Origin of the sequence: Amycolatopsis oliviviridis, assembly GCF_014654365.1 — a bacterium.
GTDB lineage: Bacteria > Actinomycetota > Actinomycetes > Mycobacteriales > Pseudonocardiaceae > Amycolatopsis > Amycolatopsis oliviviridis.
In genome coordinates this window covers 987651-1004814 of sequence record NZ_BNAY01000001.1, presented here as the reverse complement: position 1 = coordinate 1004814, position 17164 = coordinate 987651, and the positions used below count along the sequence as shown (strand labels likewise).

The 17164-nt window shown below is 71.0% G+C and carries 13 protein-coding genes; all 13 read right to left on the bottom strand.

The window, feature by feature from the left end; translation table 11 throughout:
* Window positions 1-160: 160 nt before the first annotated feature.
* Genes IE302_RS04240 through IE302_RS04180 form a run of 13 tightly spaced genes read right to left on the bottom strand, consistent with a single transcriptional unit; the run spans window position 161 to window position 17154 of the window.
* Window positions 161-457, bottom strand: coding sequence for a hypothetical protein (locus IE302_RS04240; RefSeq protein WP_191251885.1), 297 nt, complete (start codon window positions 455-457; stop codon window positions 161-163).
* Window positions 450-2537 (bottom strand): ATP-binding protein, encoded by a 2088-nt coding sequence (locus IE302_RS04235; protein ID WP_229907584.1) that lies wholly within the window; start codon window positions 2535-2537, stop codon window positions 450-452. The genes IE302_RS04240 and IE302_RS04235 overlap by 8 nt, the downstream gene beginning before the upstream one ends.
* Complete coding sequence (locus IE302_RS04230) at window positions 2530-4200, bottom strand: hypothetical protein (RefSeq protein WP_229907583.1); 1671 nt, start codon at window positions 4198-4200, stop codon at window positions 2530-2532. Before IE302_RS04230 ends, IE302_RS04235 begins: the two co-directional genes overlap by 8 nt.
* Complete coding sequence (locus IE302_RS04225; protein ID WP_191253180.1) at window positions 4197-4721, bottom strand: hypothetical protein; 525 nt, start codon at window positions 4719-4721, stop codon at window positions 4197-4199. The genes IE302_RS04230 and IE302_RS04225 overlap by 4 nt, the downstream gene beginning before the upstream one ends.
* A 2-nt stretch (window positions 4722-4723) precedes the next feature.
* Window positions 4724-5851: a hypothetical protein gene (locus tag IE302_RS04220; RefSeq protein WP_191251883.1), complete on the bottom strand. Its 1128-nt coding sequence runs from the start codon at window positions 5849-5851 to the stop codon at window positions 4724-4726.
* Window positions 5848-7824 carry a coiled-coil domain-containing protein gene (locus tag IE302_RS04215; protein ID WP_191251881.1) on the bottom strand — a complete coding sequence of 659 codons (1977 nt, stop codon included), beginning with the start codon at window positions 7822-7824 and terminating at the stop codon, window positions 5848-5850. Before IE302_RS04215 ends, IE302_RS04220 begins: the two co-directional genes overlap by 4 nt.
* Complete coding sequence (locus IE302_RS04210) at window positions 7821-9053, bottom strand: hypothetical protein (protein WP_191251880.1); 1233 nt, start codon at window positions 9051-9053, stop codon at window positions 7821-7823. Before IE302_RS04210 ends, IE302_RS04215 begins: the two co-directional genes overlap by 4 nt.
* Before the next feature lie 15 nt (window positions 9054-9068).
* A complete protein-coding gene (locus tag IE302_RS04205) occupies window positions 9069-10994 on the bottom strand; it encodes a phage tail protein (protein WP_191251878.1) in 1926 nt (641 codons plus the stop codon).
* On the bottom strand, window positions 10991-12979 hold the full coding sequence (locus IE302_RS04200) for a putative baseplate assembly protein (protein ID WP_229907582.1): 1989 nt from the start codon (window positions 12977-12979) through the stop codon (window positions 10991-10993). Before IE302_RS04200 ends, IE302_RS04205 begins: the two co-directional genes overlap by 4 nt.
* Window positions 12980-13020: 41 nt before the next feature.
* Window positions 13021-14934: a baseplate J/gp47 family protein gene (locus tag IE302_RS04195; protein WP_191251874.1), complete on the bottom strand. Its 1914-nt coding sequence runs from the start codon at window positions 14932-14934 to the stop codon at window positions 13021-13023.
* A complete protein-coding gene (locus IE302_RS04190) occupies window positions 14931-15335 on the bottom strand; it encodes a GPW/gp25 family protein (RefSeq protein ID WP_191251872.1) in 405 nt (134 codons plus the stop codon). The genes IE302_RS04195 and IE302_RS04190 overlap by 4 nt, the downstream gene beginning before the upstream one ends.
* Entirely contained in the window at window positions 15332-15964 is a 633-nt protein-coding gene (locus IE302_RS04185) for a phage baseplate assembly protein V (RefSeq protein ID WP_191251871.1), read from the bottom strand. The genes IE302_RS04190 and IE302_RS04185 overlap by 4 nt, the downstream gene beginning before the upstream one ends.
* Window positions 15961-17154, bottom strand: coding sequence for a phage late control D family protein (locus tag IE302_RS04180; protein WP_191251869.1), 1194 nt, complete (start codon window positions 17152-17154; stop codon window positions 15961-15963). The genes IE302_RS04185 and IE302_RS04180 overlap by 4 nt, the downstream gene beginning before the upstream one ends.
* Between the last annotated feature and the right edge of the window lie 10 nt (window positions 17155-17164).

Genomic DNA, 17164 nt, shown 5'->3' with positions numbered 1-17164 from the left:
TGGTCGTTGCCCACCTGCTGTACATGAAGGCCCCCTTCCTTGCGCCAGGCGCAAGGAAGGGGGCCTTCATGTACTTCGGCCGGGTGTGATGCCCCGGTGACGGTCGGCTCATACGAAGCCGCTGCGAGGGCTTACCTGATCATAAGCAGCCGCAACTCGGTCAACAGCCTGGACAGGCTTCCTTCTTCGGCAGGGTCATCGGGACCACGCGCATCGCGGCGCCCGCGACGGCCGCGTTCCCCACCCGGTCCTGACCGGCGGCGAACGTCGAAGCGACATGCGACGGCACCGTCTTCGAGCTGCCGTCCATCGCCGTCTTGGCGGCTTGGGCGTTCCCGACGACCGCCGGGACCAGCACCAGCTTCTTCTTGCCTCGATCCGAAGCCGCGGCGGTGCGGAGCTCTTGGGCGGTGACCGGAATGGCGGGCTTCGTCTGCGGGGGCATCAATTCAGGCATCGCGCTCTCCGTTGTCGGCCAGCAATTCAGCATACCGGCCGAGCTCGGCCGGGCGGAACAAGCGCGCCTCACGGTGGAACTGCCGCGAAACGCCCCGGACCACGTGACGCATGCCGATCGCGGGGCTGTCGCCGTCGGCGGCGGACAACGCCGCCGTGCGGGCCGCCGAAGTGATGCCCGCTCCGGTCATGTCCAGGCGGCACAACGTCTCCAGGTCCACGTCCGGGGCCAGCGGGGCTTCCGGAGGGAACGCCAGCTGCCACAGGCGCCTGCGTTCGGCGATCCCCGGCCGGGGGAAATGGACCACGAAGTGGAACCGGCGGGTGAAAGCCGGATCGATGTTCTCCTTGAGGTTGCTCGTCAGGATGATCAGTCCGTCGCTGGCCTCCAGGCGTTGCAACAGATAGCCGACCTCCAGATTGGCGTAGCGGTCCGTCCCGTGCTTGACCTCGCCGCGTTTGCCGAAGAGCGCGTCCGCCTCGTCGAACAGCAGTACCGCGTGGCTGTCCTCCGCCTGCTGGAACACCTCCTCCATGTTCTTCTCCGTCTCCCCCACCCATTTCGACACCACCTGCGCCAGGTCGACCTTGAGCAGCTCCAGGCCCAGGATCCCGGTGACGACCTCCGCCGACATCGTCTTGCCCGTGCCCGGCTCGCCGGTGAACAGCGCCTTCACCCCACCTGCCGTCGCCTTGTGCGCGAAGCCCCAGGATTCCGCCACCCGGGGCCATGCCCGGAACGCCGACGCGATCTCCGTGAGCTGCCTCATCTGCGCGTCCGGCAGCACCAGGTCGTCCAGCGTGCGCCGCGGGAGGATCGACTGCACCGCCCCGCTCGTGCGGCCGCGGGCCACCGTGGCGATCGCGGGCTCCACGTGCTCGGTGACGGGATGGCCATTGCCGGACAAGCGCGCGTCCGCGTCGGCGACGGCCGCCACCGCGCGGAGTTCACCACCGCTCATGCGATAGCGGGCCGCGAAGTCTTCCAGCGCCTCCGAAGGCAGCACCGGGAACGCCGACGACCACATCGCCCGGCGTTCCGGGAAGCCCGGGCTCGGGATCGTCACCTCCGCGTAGGTGCGAGCGGCCAGCAGACCGTGCGGGCGCGAGGGGTTCGTGCCGGTGAGGCACAGCGGCACATTCGATCTCGTCAGCACCTCGTCGAGCCGGGCCTGGCGACCGTCGGTCTGGATCCACAGGACCGCGCCCAGGGCCGAAGCGGTCCGCAGATCGTGGGCCAGGTCCTCGGTTTGACGGCGCAACGGCCGTCCGGCCGCTGTCGCCAGTGCTTGCGCGGCGTCGAGCTGGCTGTCGGGCGGGCATCCCCAGAGGCCGACCACGTCCAGGTCGCCGGCACCCAGCGCCTGACCGAGTTTCGTCAGTCGCTCCGACCGCAGGTACGGGGACGCCACCTGGCTGTCCGGGTGCGTGACCTCGCCGGGATCGTGGCCGAGGGTTCCGACGTCCCCGCCCCAGCCCATCAGGTACTCGAACACGCCGTCGCCGAGGACCAGTTCCTGGGCCGGTTCGGCCGGTGTCTCGCCGTACGCTCGCAGCAAGCCGTAGCGGCGCAACGTCCCCGTGCTGCCCAGCGTGCGTCGCAGGGCGAGGCGGTCCGCCGGGCTCTCCGCGGCCACCGTGACCAGCAGCTCGACACACGGCGAACGCCGGTTCAGGTTGTCCACCACGTACGCGTAAACCCGCTCGTACCCCGGATCGAGCTCCGGCGCGGCCACCAGGAGCATCGCGTCCTGCTCGACCCGGGACAGGCCATAGCGGGCGGCGAGGGCGTCCAGCGGCAACGTCACGCCGCGCGACGCGGCCAGGCGCCGGAGGTGCTGCTCGGAGTCCGGGTCCCGGCGAGGCGCGGACGGTGGCTCGGTCATCGCCTCGGTGAACGCGTCGACCCGATCCAGCAGCGCGTCGACCTGCTCGTCCGTCACGCAGAACGGGGTCAGGTCCGGGCGGGTCAGCAGCGCCGCGGCCTCGGACTGGCGCGCGACGGCGCCGCGTAGCGCCTGGTGCAGTTCCGCCAGGCGCACCCGGAGGTGCTCCACCGCCAGCCCGCCCACCTCAGCCACCGGAGAAGGTCAGGGTCCGGCCGGCCAGCCAGACCACGTTCGGGACGTCGGCGAGAGCTCCACCCCGCCACAGATCCGTGTGACGGCGGCCCAACGGGAGCTTCACGTGCACCGTGTCGCGAGTGAACCGGATCGTGCCCTCCAAGTCGGCGAATCTCGTCAGGGCGAGGACCGGGTGCGGGGTCTCGCGTTCCCGCCACAGCTGCCAGGCGATCATGCCCAGGGCCAGCGACGCGGCCAACGCCGCCGTGCGCTCCAGCTCGCGGTCCGGCAGCCGGGGAACGAACAGCGCCCGCACGAGTTCGTCCAGGTGGCCAGTGTGAAGTTCCGCGGCCAGCCGGGATTCGACTCCCCCGGTCGTCCACAGTGGACTCCGACCGGGCAGGCGGGTCAGGGGATCGTCGCGCAGGGGACGGGCATCCGTGATGAAGCGGACGCCCGCCGAGGTCAGGTCGCGCAGGCAGGTCGGCGGGAGCGGGCTGCCGCGGACCAGAACCGGCGGCCTGCCGCACGCCGTCCAGTGCGGTATCAGGCCTTCCACGGCGGGGGCCCATGCGATCGGGAACAGGCCTTGGGCGTCGACCAGCAGCAGACCGTCGTCCACGCCGGTGACGAGCAGCGGGTCGGCCGGGTCATGGCCCCGGCACAAGGACAGCGCCAGCACGCCGTCCAGGACCGGCAGCGCGAGCCGACTCTGGCGGGCGAAGCCGGTGAGGTCCGGTACCGTCTCCAGGCCGGCGAACAGTGCGGCCGCGGTGTTCGCCTCCGGTGTTCGCCCCAGGACCTTGTGCGCCAGGGCGGCGGCGAACAGCGAGGTGTGCCCGGCCAGGCCCACACCCGACAGCGCCGGGCCGATCGCGTCCAGGTAGCCGGTTCTGGCAAGGGGCCCGGCCAGCAGGAACGGGAGCACGGGACCGACCGTCGTCTCCCCCGCCGATCTCGGTATGGCGGTCAGGAGCGTGCCCTCGAAGGTCTCCTCCCTGACAGACGTCGACGGCGGTACCGCGGGCAGGAAGCTCACCAACTCGGCGAGCTCCGCGCGAGTCGACGGCCGCTGCGGCAGCGACAGCCGTCGGACCAGCGCGGACACCGCCTCGGCGGCCGGTCCGGCGAGCGGATCCGCCGTGGCCGGGACCGCCGGCTCTCCGGCCAACGCGGCCAGATACGCCCACGCGGTCTCATCGGGGAGCAGAGCGAGCAACGCGACCAGTTCGTCCCGCGCGGCCAGCTCCTCGAACAACGTGGGCGCCGACGGCTCCGGGCTCTCCACCGGGCCGGAGATGACGGAGGTCGACGGCTCACCCACAGTGTCCGTTGTGGACAGTGAGGCGTCGGTCTCGGCACCGATCGGCAGGGGAACCGGTGCGGGGACCGGGTCACCGCCACCCGTCGTCGCCCGTTCGAAGACGAGACCTGCCGAAACCCGCCCATTTCCCGCGAGCGGGACGGGCCGGACCGTCAAGCGCACCGGCTCGGTGATCTCCAGGTCCGGGCCGTCGCCGGTCAGGTACTCGTCGAACTCGGTGGCCAACAGGTCCGGCAGCGCGTCGAGAACCCGCTGGACGAGACCCCGCGGGTCGGGACCCCAGCTCCACCCGCCACGCCGGACCACCCGCACGACACACTGGCGCACGGTGATCTCGCCGACGGTCGGTGCGGTCAAGGCTTCTTGACCTCCTCCAGGCGGCCCGCCCAGCCCGCCACCAGCAGGAGAACGGCATGCGCTCCCGGCGTCACCGTGACCGGTAACGACACGTGGTCCGTGTCCTTCGTGATGGTCCCGGTCACCGGCAGCGTCTCCTTCCCTTCGGAGACCAGCGCGAACACGGCCGTGTTCTGAGGCGGATTCGTCGGCAGCTTGACGAGCAGCCCGGCGGTGTCGAACGTGGGCGCGTCGGGCAGCAGCGGCAGTTTCGCCAGCGCTGGTTTGGCAGGCTGGCCCGGTACTCGCGTGACACCGTAGGCCAGCGGCTCGACGAACACCTCCGGCTGATCGTCGGCCTCGTGCACGGCGAGTTCCCTGCCCAGTAAGGACAAGGTCACCACCTCGCCCGTGCCGAGCGAGAGCCGCACCGGCAGCGCGTCGCCGACCAGCGCCTGCGCCGTCGGCACCGGGACGCCGATCGCCTTGGCCGCGCCGACCACGTTGCCGGTGCTCGACTCGTACACCGCGAAGACGCTCATCCTCACCCTCCACTCGTCGCCGCGACCGTCGCGAGCACCAGGAAGTCGACCGCGCCCGACCGTTCCGTCACGGTCGCCGAACCGGTGGCGGGGTCGTAGAACCGCAGGCGGCACCGGACGCGCCGCTGATCGTCCACAGTGGCCTCCGCCGGAACCGTGAGCCCTTTGGTGGACGGCGGGATCCTCGGGGTCACCAAGATGTGCAAGGACACCCTGCCGTCAGTGACCTCTTCAGGCGTCACGCCGGACGGCAACGGCAGCACCATCCCGTCCGTCGCGCTGCCGGAGGTCACCAGCACGCTGCCCGCGGAGATCTGGCCGGAGAAGCTCCCGGCGATGGTCAGGTTGCCGTTGGACTCCACCGTCAGCAGCGGGTCGACCTCACCGGTTCCCTTGTACAGCCCGTAGATCAACGTCGGCGCGTCCGTTCCGGACAGCACCAGCGCGGGCTTTCCCTCACCGGGCTCCGGCTGGGTCCGCAACGACAGCGAGCCCGATCGGGCCGACACGGTGTCCGCACGCACCCCGAGGTACCGCAGGCCGACTTTCCGGGCCGTCGGGAACACCGCCGTGAAGTGGCCCTCGGTCCACTGGACGAAACCCAGCAGGACCAGCCACAGCGCGGGTGGTGCGGCCGGGGCGGCGTTCACCGCGGGCGGCTGCTGGTCGGCCACGAGCCGCTCGTCGCCCAGCCGCCGGTAGAGGATCTGGTACGACTCCTCCACGCGAGTCGGCCCGGTGGAGCCGGCGCACGACGCCGGGCCGGTCGTCTGCTGTGCCCGGTCCACGGCGGTGAGGAACACCGGATACGGCTCGGTCGTCGGGCGGTCCGCGCCGTTGACGGCCGCGAAGTCCGCCTCCGACAACACGACCGGCGACGGCACCACGATCTCCCGGCCCGTCCCGTCGACCGCCAGCCCGGCCTGGACGCTGACCTCGACGTATCGCGCTCCCGTCGTGGGGTCGGTCCGGTTCTCGGTCGTCATGGCGAGTCCGTCAGCGATACCCCAATCGTGCGCGAGACGCGCGTGCCGGAGGGCGGTCGCGCGGGCATACGAGACCGTCGCCGCCAGGTCCGCCGACGCGAGCACCTGCCCCTCGTGGAACTCCGGGCGCAGCGGACCGGTCACGACGACTCACCCGATCGCGGCTTGCGGGTGGAACCGCTCGTCCGGCTCGACGTCGACCGGCTGCGTTTCGCGGGCGGTTTCTCCTCGGCCTCCGGTTCCGGTGCGCTTTCGAGGTCGGACAACCGATCGGACAGTCGTTCCGGCAGTTCCTCCCGCACCTGCGAAACCTGCTCCGACGCGGTGTCCAGCCGCCCGCGCAACGACTCCACCGTCGCGATCAGGTCGCTCACCTGCGCGCGCAGCGCGTTCATCTCCTGCAGGCTGTCCGTCACCTCGGCGGGCACCGTGTACACCTGCTCGCGGACCGGTTTCGGCACGGTCTCCCCCGGCGCCGGTGTCACCAGGAGGTTCCACATGCGCTCCAGCGGACTCCGGCCGCCCCACTCCTCGAGCAGCTTGGGCACGTACGGGCGCGGGATCGGCCCCGACTCGGGCACATCCGGCGGCTTGTACACCGGAGTCGGCTGACAACACACCTTCTCGGCGAGATGGCGCAACTGGTAGAGCTTCGGCAGCCATTCGCCGTACGCCGAGCCACCCGGAAGCACCTGTTCACGAGTCGCCGAGCAGACGCGCACGACGTCACAGCCGTCCAGCTCCAGATGCGCGAGCAGCACGTCGTTGTCCGCGCACTCGACGCAGGGCGGGTTCAGCGTCGAGCACGCCGCGTCGGTGACGAAACGCTGCACGTACGTGGTCAGCTTCCCGGCGGCGGTAGTGAGCAACCCCAGGTCCGTGACCGACAGGTGTTTGGCGGGATCCGGTTCCGGGACGGGCAGCGGCTGCGGGATGGCGACTGTCCGGACGTCGTCGTGCAGCCGGCAGTCGGAGACGCCGGGCACCCGATCGAGCCTGCCCAGCAGCCATTCCCGGATCCGCACGAGGTCGGCCCGGAACCTCGCCTCCAGCACGTTGTTCACCGGCGTGCCCTGGGCGACGAGACGGACCTCGATGGGAGCGTTCGGATCCGGTGTCGCGACCCGGCTCTTCGCCTCAGCGACGACGGCCAGCGCGACCTCCCGGTGCGCCGGTTCCGGCCACACTTCCTCGGGTTTCGTCCCGGCCAGGCGGTCGCAGGCCGTGCCGAGCACCTTTCTGGCGTCGTCGATCTCTTTCAGCCCGAACTTGTCCTGCAGTGCCTTCTGCCCTGCCGTGTCATAGGTGTCGTACCGCGCGATCGCGCCGGCCAGCGCCCGGACGTACTCGGTCTGCTGCCGGGCCGCAGGCGGCTTCGGCACTCCTTCGCCGCTTTCACGCAGCAGACGGAGATTGTCGGCGTAGCGGGCGGCGTCGGCCTCGTCGAACTGGATCGTCCGGTTGGAGAAGCCGCCGGCGACGGACATCGGGTCCAGGTACTGCGCGAGCCGTCTGCTCAGCAGGACGATCTGTTCGTACGCGTCCTTGTCGCCGATCTGCGCCAGCAGCTTGGTGGCGGGGTTGTACCGGTGGTCGTCGCCGGTGTCGCATTTGACGACGAACCGGAAACCCTCCTGGACGCGTGACGGCGCGCAGCCCGGCGTCGGGCACGGCTCCTCGGTGGCGTACGGCGCGACCGGGTCGGCCATGGTCTCCTCGTACCGCACGAACAGCCCGAAATGGCGCTGGTCGTCGTCGCACGGATCGCCGCAGTGGACTCCGGGCGAGGTCACCCGCAGTTCCCGCACGAGCGCGGCCACGTCGACCTTCTCCTTGCAGGACAGCACGATGTCGTTGCCGCAGCAGTCGAGGGCGTGTCCGGGGCGCACGCTGACCGTCCCGCCGGGGCAGGAGTCGCAGAACACCTCCAGACCGCACACGACACCCGGGCCGGACAGCGTCCTGTTGTGCAGCCTGTCCTTGCCCGCCACGTAGTCGGTCAGCAGGGTGAGGTCGTCCTCCGTGAGCAGTTGCCCCGTGAAGAATCGCGGCCGGACGAACGCGGCGGGGAAGGCGGACGCCCCGCCGCAGCCGCACCCGCAATCAGACGTGCTCATGAACGCTCCTCGGTGATGAAGAACCAGCTCTCGAAGACGTCGCCACCCGCGCCGGTGCCGGACGTCCACGGCCCGATGCCCGACGGCGGCACCAGGCAGCCGGTCGGGTCGGGCTCGGGCTTCGGGTGGTGGTCGTGGTCGGTGTCCGTCTCGCCCTTCGGCTTGCCGCCGGTGAACGGGACCCGGCCGCCGACGTTGGTGCCGTCGACCGGTCGGCAGCAGCGGTCGAGCAGGAACGCCGCGCGGACCGTGATGTGCACCTGGTCTCCGTCCTGCAGGGACTCACGGGTCGTCTGCCGGTACCGGAAGCGCCGGGTGAACTCGCCGCCGGTCGGCTCCTCGAACTTGCCGCCCATGTGCCAGGTGCCGGCGTTGCGGCCGGCGCCGCCTTCGATCACCTGGATGTCCACCACTCCACGGCGCAGGCTGTCGACGCGGACGTCGTCGGAGAACTCGACGACGAGCCCGCCCGTGTTCTTCTGCGTGCCCAGCAGTTCCTTCGCTTGGTCCACCGTGTACGTGTGGCCGTGCCGCCAGTTGACGCCGGTGATCACCGTCGGCACGCGCGTGCCGAAGAAGCGGCGGACGTTCAGGTGGATCTGCTCTTTCCGGACCGGCTTGGCGAAGTCGACGTCGTCGATCCTGGCCAGCCACAGGACCTTGTGCTCGCACCGGATGCAGCACGTCTCGCAGCGGTCGTCCTTCGGCGGCGTCTTGGTGGTGACCCGGACGACGTAACTTTCTTCCGTGTAGCCGAAATCGCAGTCCGAGGTGTCCGCGCACGCGGAATTGAAGACGGTCCTGGTCGGCTCGACGGCGCGTTCGCAGTACTCGACGCCGACCCACACCGTCTTGCCGCCGGTGCGTTCCTCCTCGTGCAGCGCGTCCGCCAGGTCGATGACGCAGGTGCCGGGGACGAGCACCTCGTTGCCGTCGCAGTCGATGCCGAGCCCGGCGGCGATGCGGACCTTGGCCTGGTGTCCCTTGTCGTCCTCGGTCTTCCCCTCATCCACCGGAGCGGGCTCCACGAGCAGTCCGCACACCACGCCGTAGCCGAGCAGGCAGCGCATCCGCAGCTTCAGCTTCTCGCGGAAGTACTCCTGCTCTCGCTGGAAGTCGCGGGCGGAGAGCAGCTGGCCGGTGAAGTACCGCAGCCTGCGGAAGGGCGCTTGCCCGGTTCCCTCGTGCTCTGACGTCTGGGGGGCCGGCTGTGACGTTGCCTCGGTCATCTCTCTTCTGTCCTCTCAAGACACTCGCGTGTGGACCCCGACCGCGGACATCACGCCGACGCTCACCCCGTGGCGGGCGCCTCGTGGCCCGGGCCTCAGTACTCCGTCGTGGTTCAGGCGCACCCCGCCCACCACGGGCGGCGGCAGCGGGACGAACGCGGTGTCCACCCCGACCGTCGAGCGGAAGCCGACCACGAAACCGGATCCGGCGGCGCGCACCGACCCGCGCGTGTGCGCGGGCGCCTGCCGGACCACCAACCGCCGCAACGCGTCCTCGTCGGCCGTCCCGGCGGGCAGCAGGACCCGGAACCGGTGGGCGTGCTCGGTGAGGGGGTCGGTGTCCGGATCGCCGTATGCCCGCAGCGGCGCCGCGCCCAGTGCCGAGGTGTCCAACCTCAGCCTCGACGACGACCGGCCGAACAGCCGCACGGAGCCGAGGCCGCGGGCTGTCGACGGCGTCGCTGTCGCGCGCACCTGCGCCCAGTGGCGGTCGCCTGCCAGCTCGTCGATCACCGGCTCGACGCCGAAGACGATGGTGATCGCCTCGGCGAGCGCGCAAGGCGTGCCGCGCCGCCGGTAAAGGCCCGGCGCCGCCGCGATGAGCTCCCGGCGTGTCTTCGCGTCCCAGCCGGCCTCGAACGCCAAACCGAGCAGCCCGGCCAGCCACGGCAGTGCCCCGTCCGGCACACCTGCCGGGTCGAGCAGCGCGGGATAGCGCTCGATGACCCGGTCGATCTCGGCGGTGGAGGCGTCGAACAGGGTCAGGAACCGCTCGGTGAAGTCGTCCGCGGCCGGATCCTGCCGGAACGCCGCGGGCAGCAGATCCGCGCTGGTGGACCGGGGGAAGTCGAGCCGGATCCGGTTCAGCACCGGCGTCGAAGACGAGTCCCCGGACAGCCGCACACGAGCCGTGAGGTAGCGGCCGGGTGGCTGGTCCACGAGGAAGTCGGTGACACCGGCTGCCACGGTCTGCCAGTCACTTTCGGCGAATTGGCCGTCCTCGGACACCACGATCGCGACGGAGACCGCCGTGCCCGCCGGTACGTCCGCGTCCACGCGCACCCGGTGCCAGCGACAGCGTGAGATGCCGCTGTCGATCAGCTTCGTGGCGAACTCGCCCCGCGTGACGTACTGGCCGGTCTCCGGCGCCGGAGCCTCGCGCGGCTGTCCTTCCCAGTCGTAGCAGGAGGTCACGTCGCCGTCCGGCCCCTTTTCCCGCAGGCAGAAACCGTCGTCGTCCGCCGCGACGAGGCTGCTCGGCGGCAGCGCCGCGGCCAGCTCGTCCACTGTGGACTCCCGGAACCGGTGCCCGCCGCGGAAGATCCGGAGCAGGCCGTCTTCCTCGGTCAGCAGCCAGATGGTGCGCCCGGGTCCGGTGCGGATCCCGATGATCTCGCCGCCGACGCCTGTCCTGATGACCTCGCACAGCCGCCCGTCCGGGCCGTACCGCCGGATCCGGTCGCTACCGGCCCGCGAGACGAGCGCCTGCTCGTCTTGGGCGAGCGCGACGATCTCGGCTTGCCGGAGCCGGATCACCGCCGTCAGCTGGTCGCCTTCGTTACGCCAGAGGAAGACCCGGCCGGAGTCGACCACCGCGATCCGGTGCCCGCGCGAGGCCACGGCGGTCGGGGCGCGCAGCAGCCGGGGGTCGCAGTGCGGGGGCCAGAGCGGCGACCAGTCGCCGGCGCAGGTGTCCCGGCTCAGCACCTGATCGCCGGACAGCAGGTACCACGCGCACGGACGGCAGCCGGGTGCCAGGCGCGGGTCGGGGAACCACGGCAGCAGTTCGGTCCGTGTCGGCCCTTCCGGCGACGAGCCGGGATGGGCCAGGCGGACGCCCGCCGGGTCGGCGAACCCGACGACGTCGGTCACGGTGGCCTCGTCCCACCCGACGACGTCGTCGAGGAGCCGGAACGTGACGTTCGTGGGGGCGCACGTCATGAGGACTCCTCCACCGGGATCAGCAGCGGCCGCTCCGGCCAGATCAGGTCGTTCGGCGGGATCGCGTGATCGGTGCACGGTGGCAGCCGCACTCCGTCGGCGGTGAGCGAGAGCCCGGACACGGCGAAGACGCCGTCCACGGCCAGCAACCGCCGCACGAGCGGCGTGTGCCGCACCGCGCCGCCGAACGGCCAGCCCCCGCCGTTCTCCCCGCCCCGCAACGGGTCCAGGTAGGTGGTCACCGCGTCCGCCGCCCGCGCGAGGACGGTCGCCCGGTCCTGTCCGGGGTCGAGGACCACCCGTGCTTCGACGCCGATCCGCCGGTACGCGACCGGGCCGGTGACCACGGTGATCCCGGCGGGCGCGACCTCGTTGGCGAGGAAGTCGGCCACCGCGCGCAGCGTGGCCGCGGACGGCACCGGCGATTCGGTGGCGCCGTCGTCGATCGGCGGCACCACGAGGACTCCGACGACACCGGGGATGGGCGTGCCGGGGAAATCCGGATGCAGACCCGGCACGCCGTGCGCGCGGGCGATCGAGGCGCCCGGCGCGCGGAGCGCCAGCAGGCCGTAGTCGGCGGGTGCGACGGCCCGGCCGCGGGAGCGCAGTTCCTCGACGCCGCGCCGCGTCACTTCCTCGTCCGGCTCGGCGTCGGCGCCGCCACTGGCGGGGAACGGGTTGTTCACCCCGGTCACGAACGGCCGCGCGGTGACGACGCCGTTGACCGCACCGGCCGCCACCGCACCCGCGGCGCCACCACCGACCCGGTACCGCACGGCACGCACGTTGCGGAAGCCCGGCGGCACGGGCGCGCCGTTCACGCCGTCGCCGAAGGTGACCACGCCGGTGTCGTAGTCGACGACGAACACCCGGTCGGCCGGGCCGTAGCCGGCCAGGCTCGGCACCTCTTGCCACGGCGATGTGCTCTCCTCGGTCGTTCCGAAGAGGTCGATCCCGGGGTCGTCGTCGACCTCGATCACGACACTGCCGGCGAGGATCGGGACCTGGCTCAGCCGCAGCTGCCGCCGCTCGCTCGGCGTCCCGGGGTCCTGGATCGGCTCCAGGGGCTCGTCGAAGATCGTGCGGGCGGCGGTGGCGGCGACCATGTTCGACCGCAGTCCCGACACGAGCGGCGGTGGGACCTCGAAAAGCCCCTGCACGACCTGCAGCCGCAGCCACCGCAACGCCGGGCCGGGCCGCGCGGTCGGCGGGCGGCCGGGCGCCCACGTCCGGGGCGGCCGCAGCTCGATCGTGCCGCTCGACCGCAACCCGGCCGTCTCGTCGCGGACGACCTCGGCGGGCCGGAACCGGCCGCCGTCCAGCACGTCCCAGCGCAGCAACGGCTGGGCCGGCGTCGGGATGACGCCACCGGCGGCCGCGGGAACCGGCGGTGCGGCCGCCACCACGAACCCCAGCGACAGGGACGGGTACGGGCTCGCGATGCCGTCCAAGCCCAGCCACAGCGCGTTGCCCGGCTGGGGCTCGGTCCCGAACGGCGGGAACGGTCGGCCAGGTCCGTTCGGCCCCAGCGGTATCGGTTCGAGCGCACCGCCCCTCTGCACCGCGATCGCGGCCAGGGTGGCGGGAGTCGCGTAGAGATCCCGGTCGGTCTCGTAGACGATGTCGCCGTCGGTGCCGGTCGCGGCGGCTTGGAAACCGGCGGGGACGAGTACCGACGCACCGTCGGGCGGGTTCACCGTGAACTCCAGCAGCGCGGAGGCCGCGGTAGCCGGCCGACGACGGACGCCCGCGGTGTTCAGGTGCTCGGCGAGGATCTTTTCCGGCAGCCGGTTGACCCGGATGAGCACGGGTTCGGCCTGCGTGCCGAAGAGGCGCACCAAGGCGACACCGGCGTCCTGCCGGTCGGGGTTGGTCCAATCCGGCGTATAGCCCGGGATGCGGCCGCGTACCGCCTTGCGGACCGCCTCTCTCGTCGCGTCGACGAGCTCCGGCTGGACCCCGGACGGCCCTGGACCAGGGACCATGTGCGCTTCTTCTCCCGAATCGCGCGCCCACCAGACGTCGGTCACAGCAAGCCCTCCCCCGGCTCCGGCGCGGGTACGACGCGGGTGCGGATCTCCCGCACCACAGGCAGTTCGCCCGCTCGCAGGGGTACGTCGTCACAGGTCTCCGCCGGATCCGCGCCGTCGATGCCGATCGCGACGGCGGCGACGTCCGCCAGGTCGCCGAGCGCCTCCTGCGCGGCCAGCAGCAACGCCGACGGCCGCAGCGCCTCACCGAACGGCCAGCCCGTCCCGTCGTCGCCGCCGAGCAGCGGATCGAGGAACCGGCGCAATGCCTCACCGACCACAGTGGACACCTTGACGCGGTCCGCGGGAGCGCCGGACAGGTCGACCCGCAGCCGGACCTCCCGATACGCGGGTGCGCGTACGAAGACCTCGGCCGTGAGCAGGCGGGTCTTGCCGAGCCGTCGTGCGACGGCGTGCAGCATGCCCGGGTCCGGTACCGGCGCCGCGACGAAATCCGGGGCCGCGAAGTCCACGCGCGGCACGGACGGGACGACGTGCACAGAAACGGCTCCGGGCACGAGCGCACAAGGGAAACCCGGGTGTTCGCCGACCGAGGCGTGGGCCCGGCCGACCGCGACGCCGGGAGTCGTCACCGCGAGGGTGACGTAGTCGTCGGGGGTGACGGCCCTGGTCACCTCGCCGAGCGCGCCCGCGGCCCGGTCCCGTGCCTGCGCCACCGTCTCCGGGTCCGCGCCGCCCTCGGCCTGGGCGAGGTTCGCGGCGCGCACCGGCAACGCGATGTCCGCGGGAAACCAGTTGGCGGTCAGTCCGCCGTTGCCGTCGCGACCGCCGCCGATGGTGTACGTGACCTCCACGTCCTCGGTCGGACGAGGGATCCGGCCGGTGAGCCCGTCGCCGAAAACGAGCGCGCCGTCGTCCCGGTCCAGCAGGAAGACCCGGTCCCGAGAGGTGCCGAAGGTGAAGTCCGGCACCGGTTTCCAGTCCTCACCGGCGAGCCGTAAGGCCGCGGTGAGCAACCGGTCGGCGGCATCGGGCAGGACGAGTCGCTGACCGGGCAGCTTCAGCCAGTGCCGGGTCTGGTCTCCCAGGTCGGTCACCGTGCGCTTTTCGAGGTGCCGGGCCGCCGACACGTTGACCGCCAGCCCCAGCAGCCGCGGCGGCGACGCGTAGGTCGCGGCCGTGGTGGACACGATCAGCCCACAGTCCACTGTGGACCATCCGGCCGGTGGCCGCAGGCGCACCACCCCGGACCGCCGCAGCCCGCCGGTCCCGTCCTGGACTTCTTCGAAGGCGCCCGAAATCTCCGTGTCGGGCCGGAACCAGGACCAGGTGAGCTCGGCAGGCGGATGGATGTCCCCGACGGCCGATGACGACCAGGAAGGTGGCACGGGCGAGTCGAGCTCGAACAACAGGGACAGCCGGTCGGACGTGGAGTACTCGCCGGTGAACGGCAGGGTGAATCGAGCCGAAGCGGCGGATCCGTCGCTGCCCAGCAGCGGAACCCCGCGACGGGCCGCCAGATCCGCCGTGCGGTCGCGGTCGGTGAACACCGTCGCCTCACCCGCCAGCGGGAAGACGATCACGTCGTCGTCGAGGGTGAACCTGATGGCCGCGGCCGGATCGCGGGCAAGAACGCTCCCTGAAGGGACCCCTATCGGTGTTTCCTCGTCCGTGGTCAACGCGAGAACGGTCGATGCCGGCTTCGCGGGCCGCGGCGGTTCCAGGTCCAGCAGGTTCAGGATCGCGACGACGAGTTCGTCCGGGGCTTGGTCGAGCCAGTAGAGCCGTTGCTCCAGCAGGTAGGCGAACAGCTCCAGCAGGGTGATACCGGGGTCGACGGGCGCGTGCAGCGTCCACGTGCCGTCGGATTCGGCCGGGATGCGGCGGGTGACGGCCGACATCAGATCGGCCCAGGTCAGGTCGTCGAGCTTCGGCACCGGAACGGTCATGGCGTGGTTCCCGTCAGGCCGAGGTAGAACGGGAAGACCAGGTTGGCCTTGGTGTTGGTGCGCCGGATCCGGTACTCGACCGAGACCGTGACCCGGGATTCGTCGGCCGGGTCGGTCTCGGCCAGCACACTCGCCAGTTCCACACGCGGTTCGAAGGTTCGCACCGCTTCGGCGATCGACCGTTCGAGCTCGCGCAGGTTCTGCGCGCTGCCAGGCGCGAACACCGACTCGCTCACCCTGGTTCCGAGGTCCGGCCGCATCACGCGTTCGCCCGTGGCGGTGAGCAGCAGCGCGCGCAGGCAGTGCTCGATGCTGGTCTCGCCGACGGCGTAGGCGAGACGGCCCGCCTCGTCGGGCAGGATCGGGAACCGCCAGCCGGTGCCGAGGAAGGGTTCGGTCACGTCGCCTTCACCTTCTTCGCGAGCACGGACGGCGGCAGGGGCGACGCGGGACCGGTGACGCCGCCCGGAGCCGGATGGGTGTGCTGGATGAACGCCTGCAAGAGCGCGTTGCCGAGTACGACGGGCTCGGTCGAGCCACCGCCGAGGTCGATGCCGCTCGATTTCACGGTCACCGTCTTGGCCTCGACCGTGATCTCCCCGCTGTCCTTCAGCACCACCTTCGCGCCCGACGAGGTGTTGATCGTGATCTCCTTCGCCTTGTCGTCGAAGAGGATCCGGTGGCCGGCCTTGGTACGGATGACCTTCTGGTCGCGACCTTCGTTGTGCGCGGTCGGCGGCTTCTTCTTGCCGTTGTAGAGACCGCCGAGCACGTACGGCTGCCGCATGTCGCCCTGGAAGAAAGCGACCAGCACCTCGTCACCGACCTCGGGCACGAACACCGAGCCATAGCCGCCACCGGCGTAGAGCTGGCTGACCCGGATCCACGGGCTGATGGACGCGCCGCCGTCCAGCCAGTAGTACTTGACCTTGACCCGGCCCTCGTCGTCCCCGTCGTTCTGGACGACCTCGGCCGGTGCGACGCCGTAGTAGCGCTGATCGCTCGACATCGAGCGCGGCATGGCAGTCATCGCTTAGCCCCCTGAAATATCCTCCGGCCGGTGAACGTGGTGAAGAAGCCGCTGGTGTTGAGCGTGTGCTCGACCCGCTTGACGAAGTAGGTGCCGGAGAACCGCTTGCCGAGCCCGAAGATCTCCAGGTTGTCCCCCGGCCGCAGCTCCGGCAGCCCGGCCACCCGGCCGGTCGCGGTGATGAACTCGTACGCCCGCTCCCGCAACAGCGCGATGGCCAGTTCCTTGGCCTCCTCCTGGTTGAGGACCGGAGCGTCCACGATCACCTCTTGACGTCCGCCCGCGGCGCTTTCCGCCGCCTTCGGCCCGCTCTGCCCGTCGGCCGCGTTCTGGCCACCGGGCAGGTCGTCCGACGTCGCGACGTACTCGATCGGTTGCGCCTTCACCGGATCCCAGCCATGCACGGTGAGCTTGCTGACCTGATTGGACACAGTCAGGGTCGGCGTGAAGTCGAGAAGGTTCGGCACCAGGCCCGGCGGCTGCCCGCTGGGGCCGGTGGCAAGCCCGGGGCTGTAGGCGAGGCGGAACAGCCGGATCGGGCGGCTGTCCCGGCCGTCGGTCGGTTTGACGAAATAGAGCGTCTGCTCGCCCGTTTTCGGATCCGGCAGGATGTAGCAGTCGAAGTCGATCCGCTTCGCCCGTTCCATCAGGAACTGCGCGTCGGTCTGGTTCTTCTGCACCACGAGGTCGTGTCGCGGTCCCTCGCGGGTTGTCTTGACCGCCAGATGGTTGCGCCGGGCGATCTGTTCGGCGATCTCCCAGTCGGTCTTCCGGACGAAGTTCTTGTCCTCTTCCTTGGTGGGCTTGCGGTCCTTGAGCGCGAGCATCCCGTCCACGCAGGTGATGGAGACCGTCGGCGAACCGCCGTCGGGGAACTTCGGGGCGAGCGAACTGATCGTCCCCGTGCCGACGGTCAGCAGCTTGTCCGCGTAGCCCAGGCGGACGGATACCCGCGCACCGATCCGCAGCTTGTCCGAGTCGCTGTGCTTGAACTTGAGCGTGACGTCGTCCCAGTTGTTCAGCTCCAGATCGAAGCCGGACATCTCGTCGATGTCGCGGTGCACCTTGATGTCGAGGATGTCGTTCTTGGTCGACGGATCGGCCTGGAGACCCTCGACGACCACTTCGAACTCGGGGGCGTAGCCGTCCGGGTCGGCGATCTCGGGCCGGGTGCCCGCGGGCGCTGTCATCGCACACCCC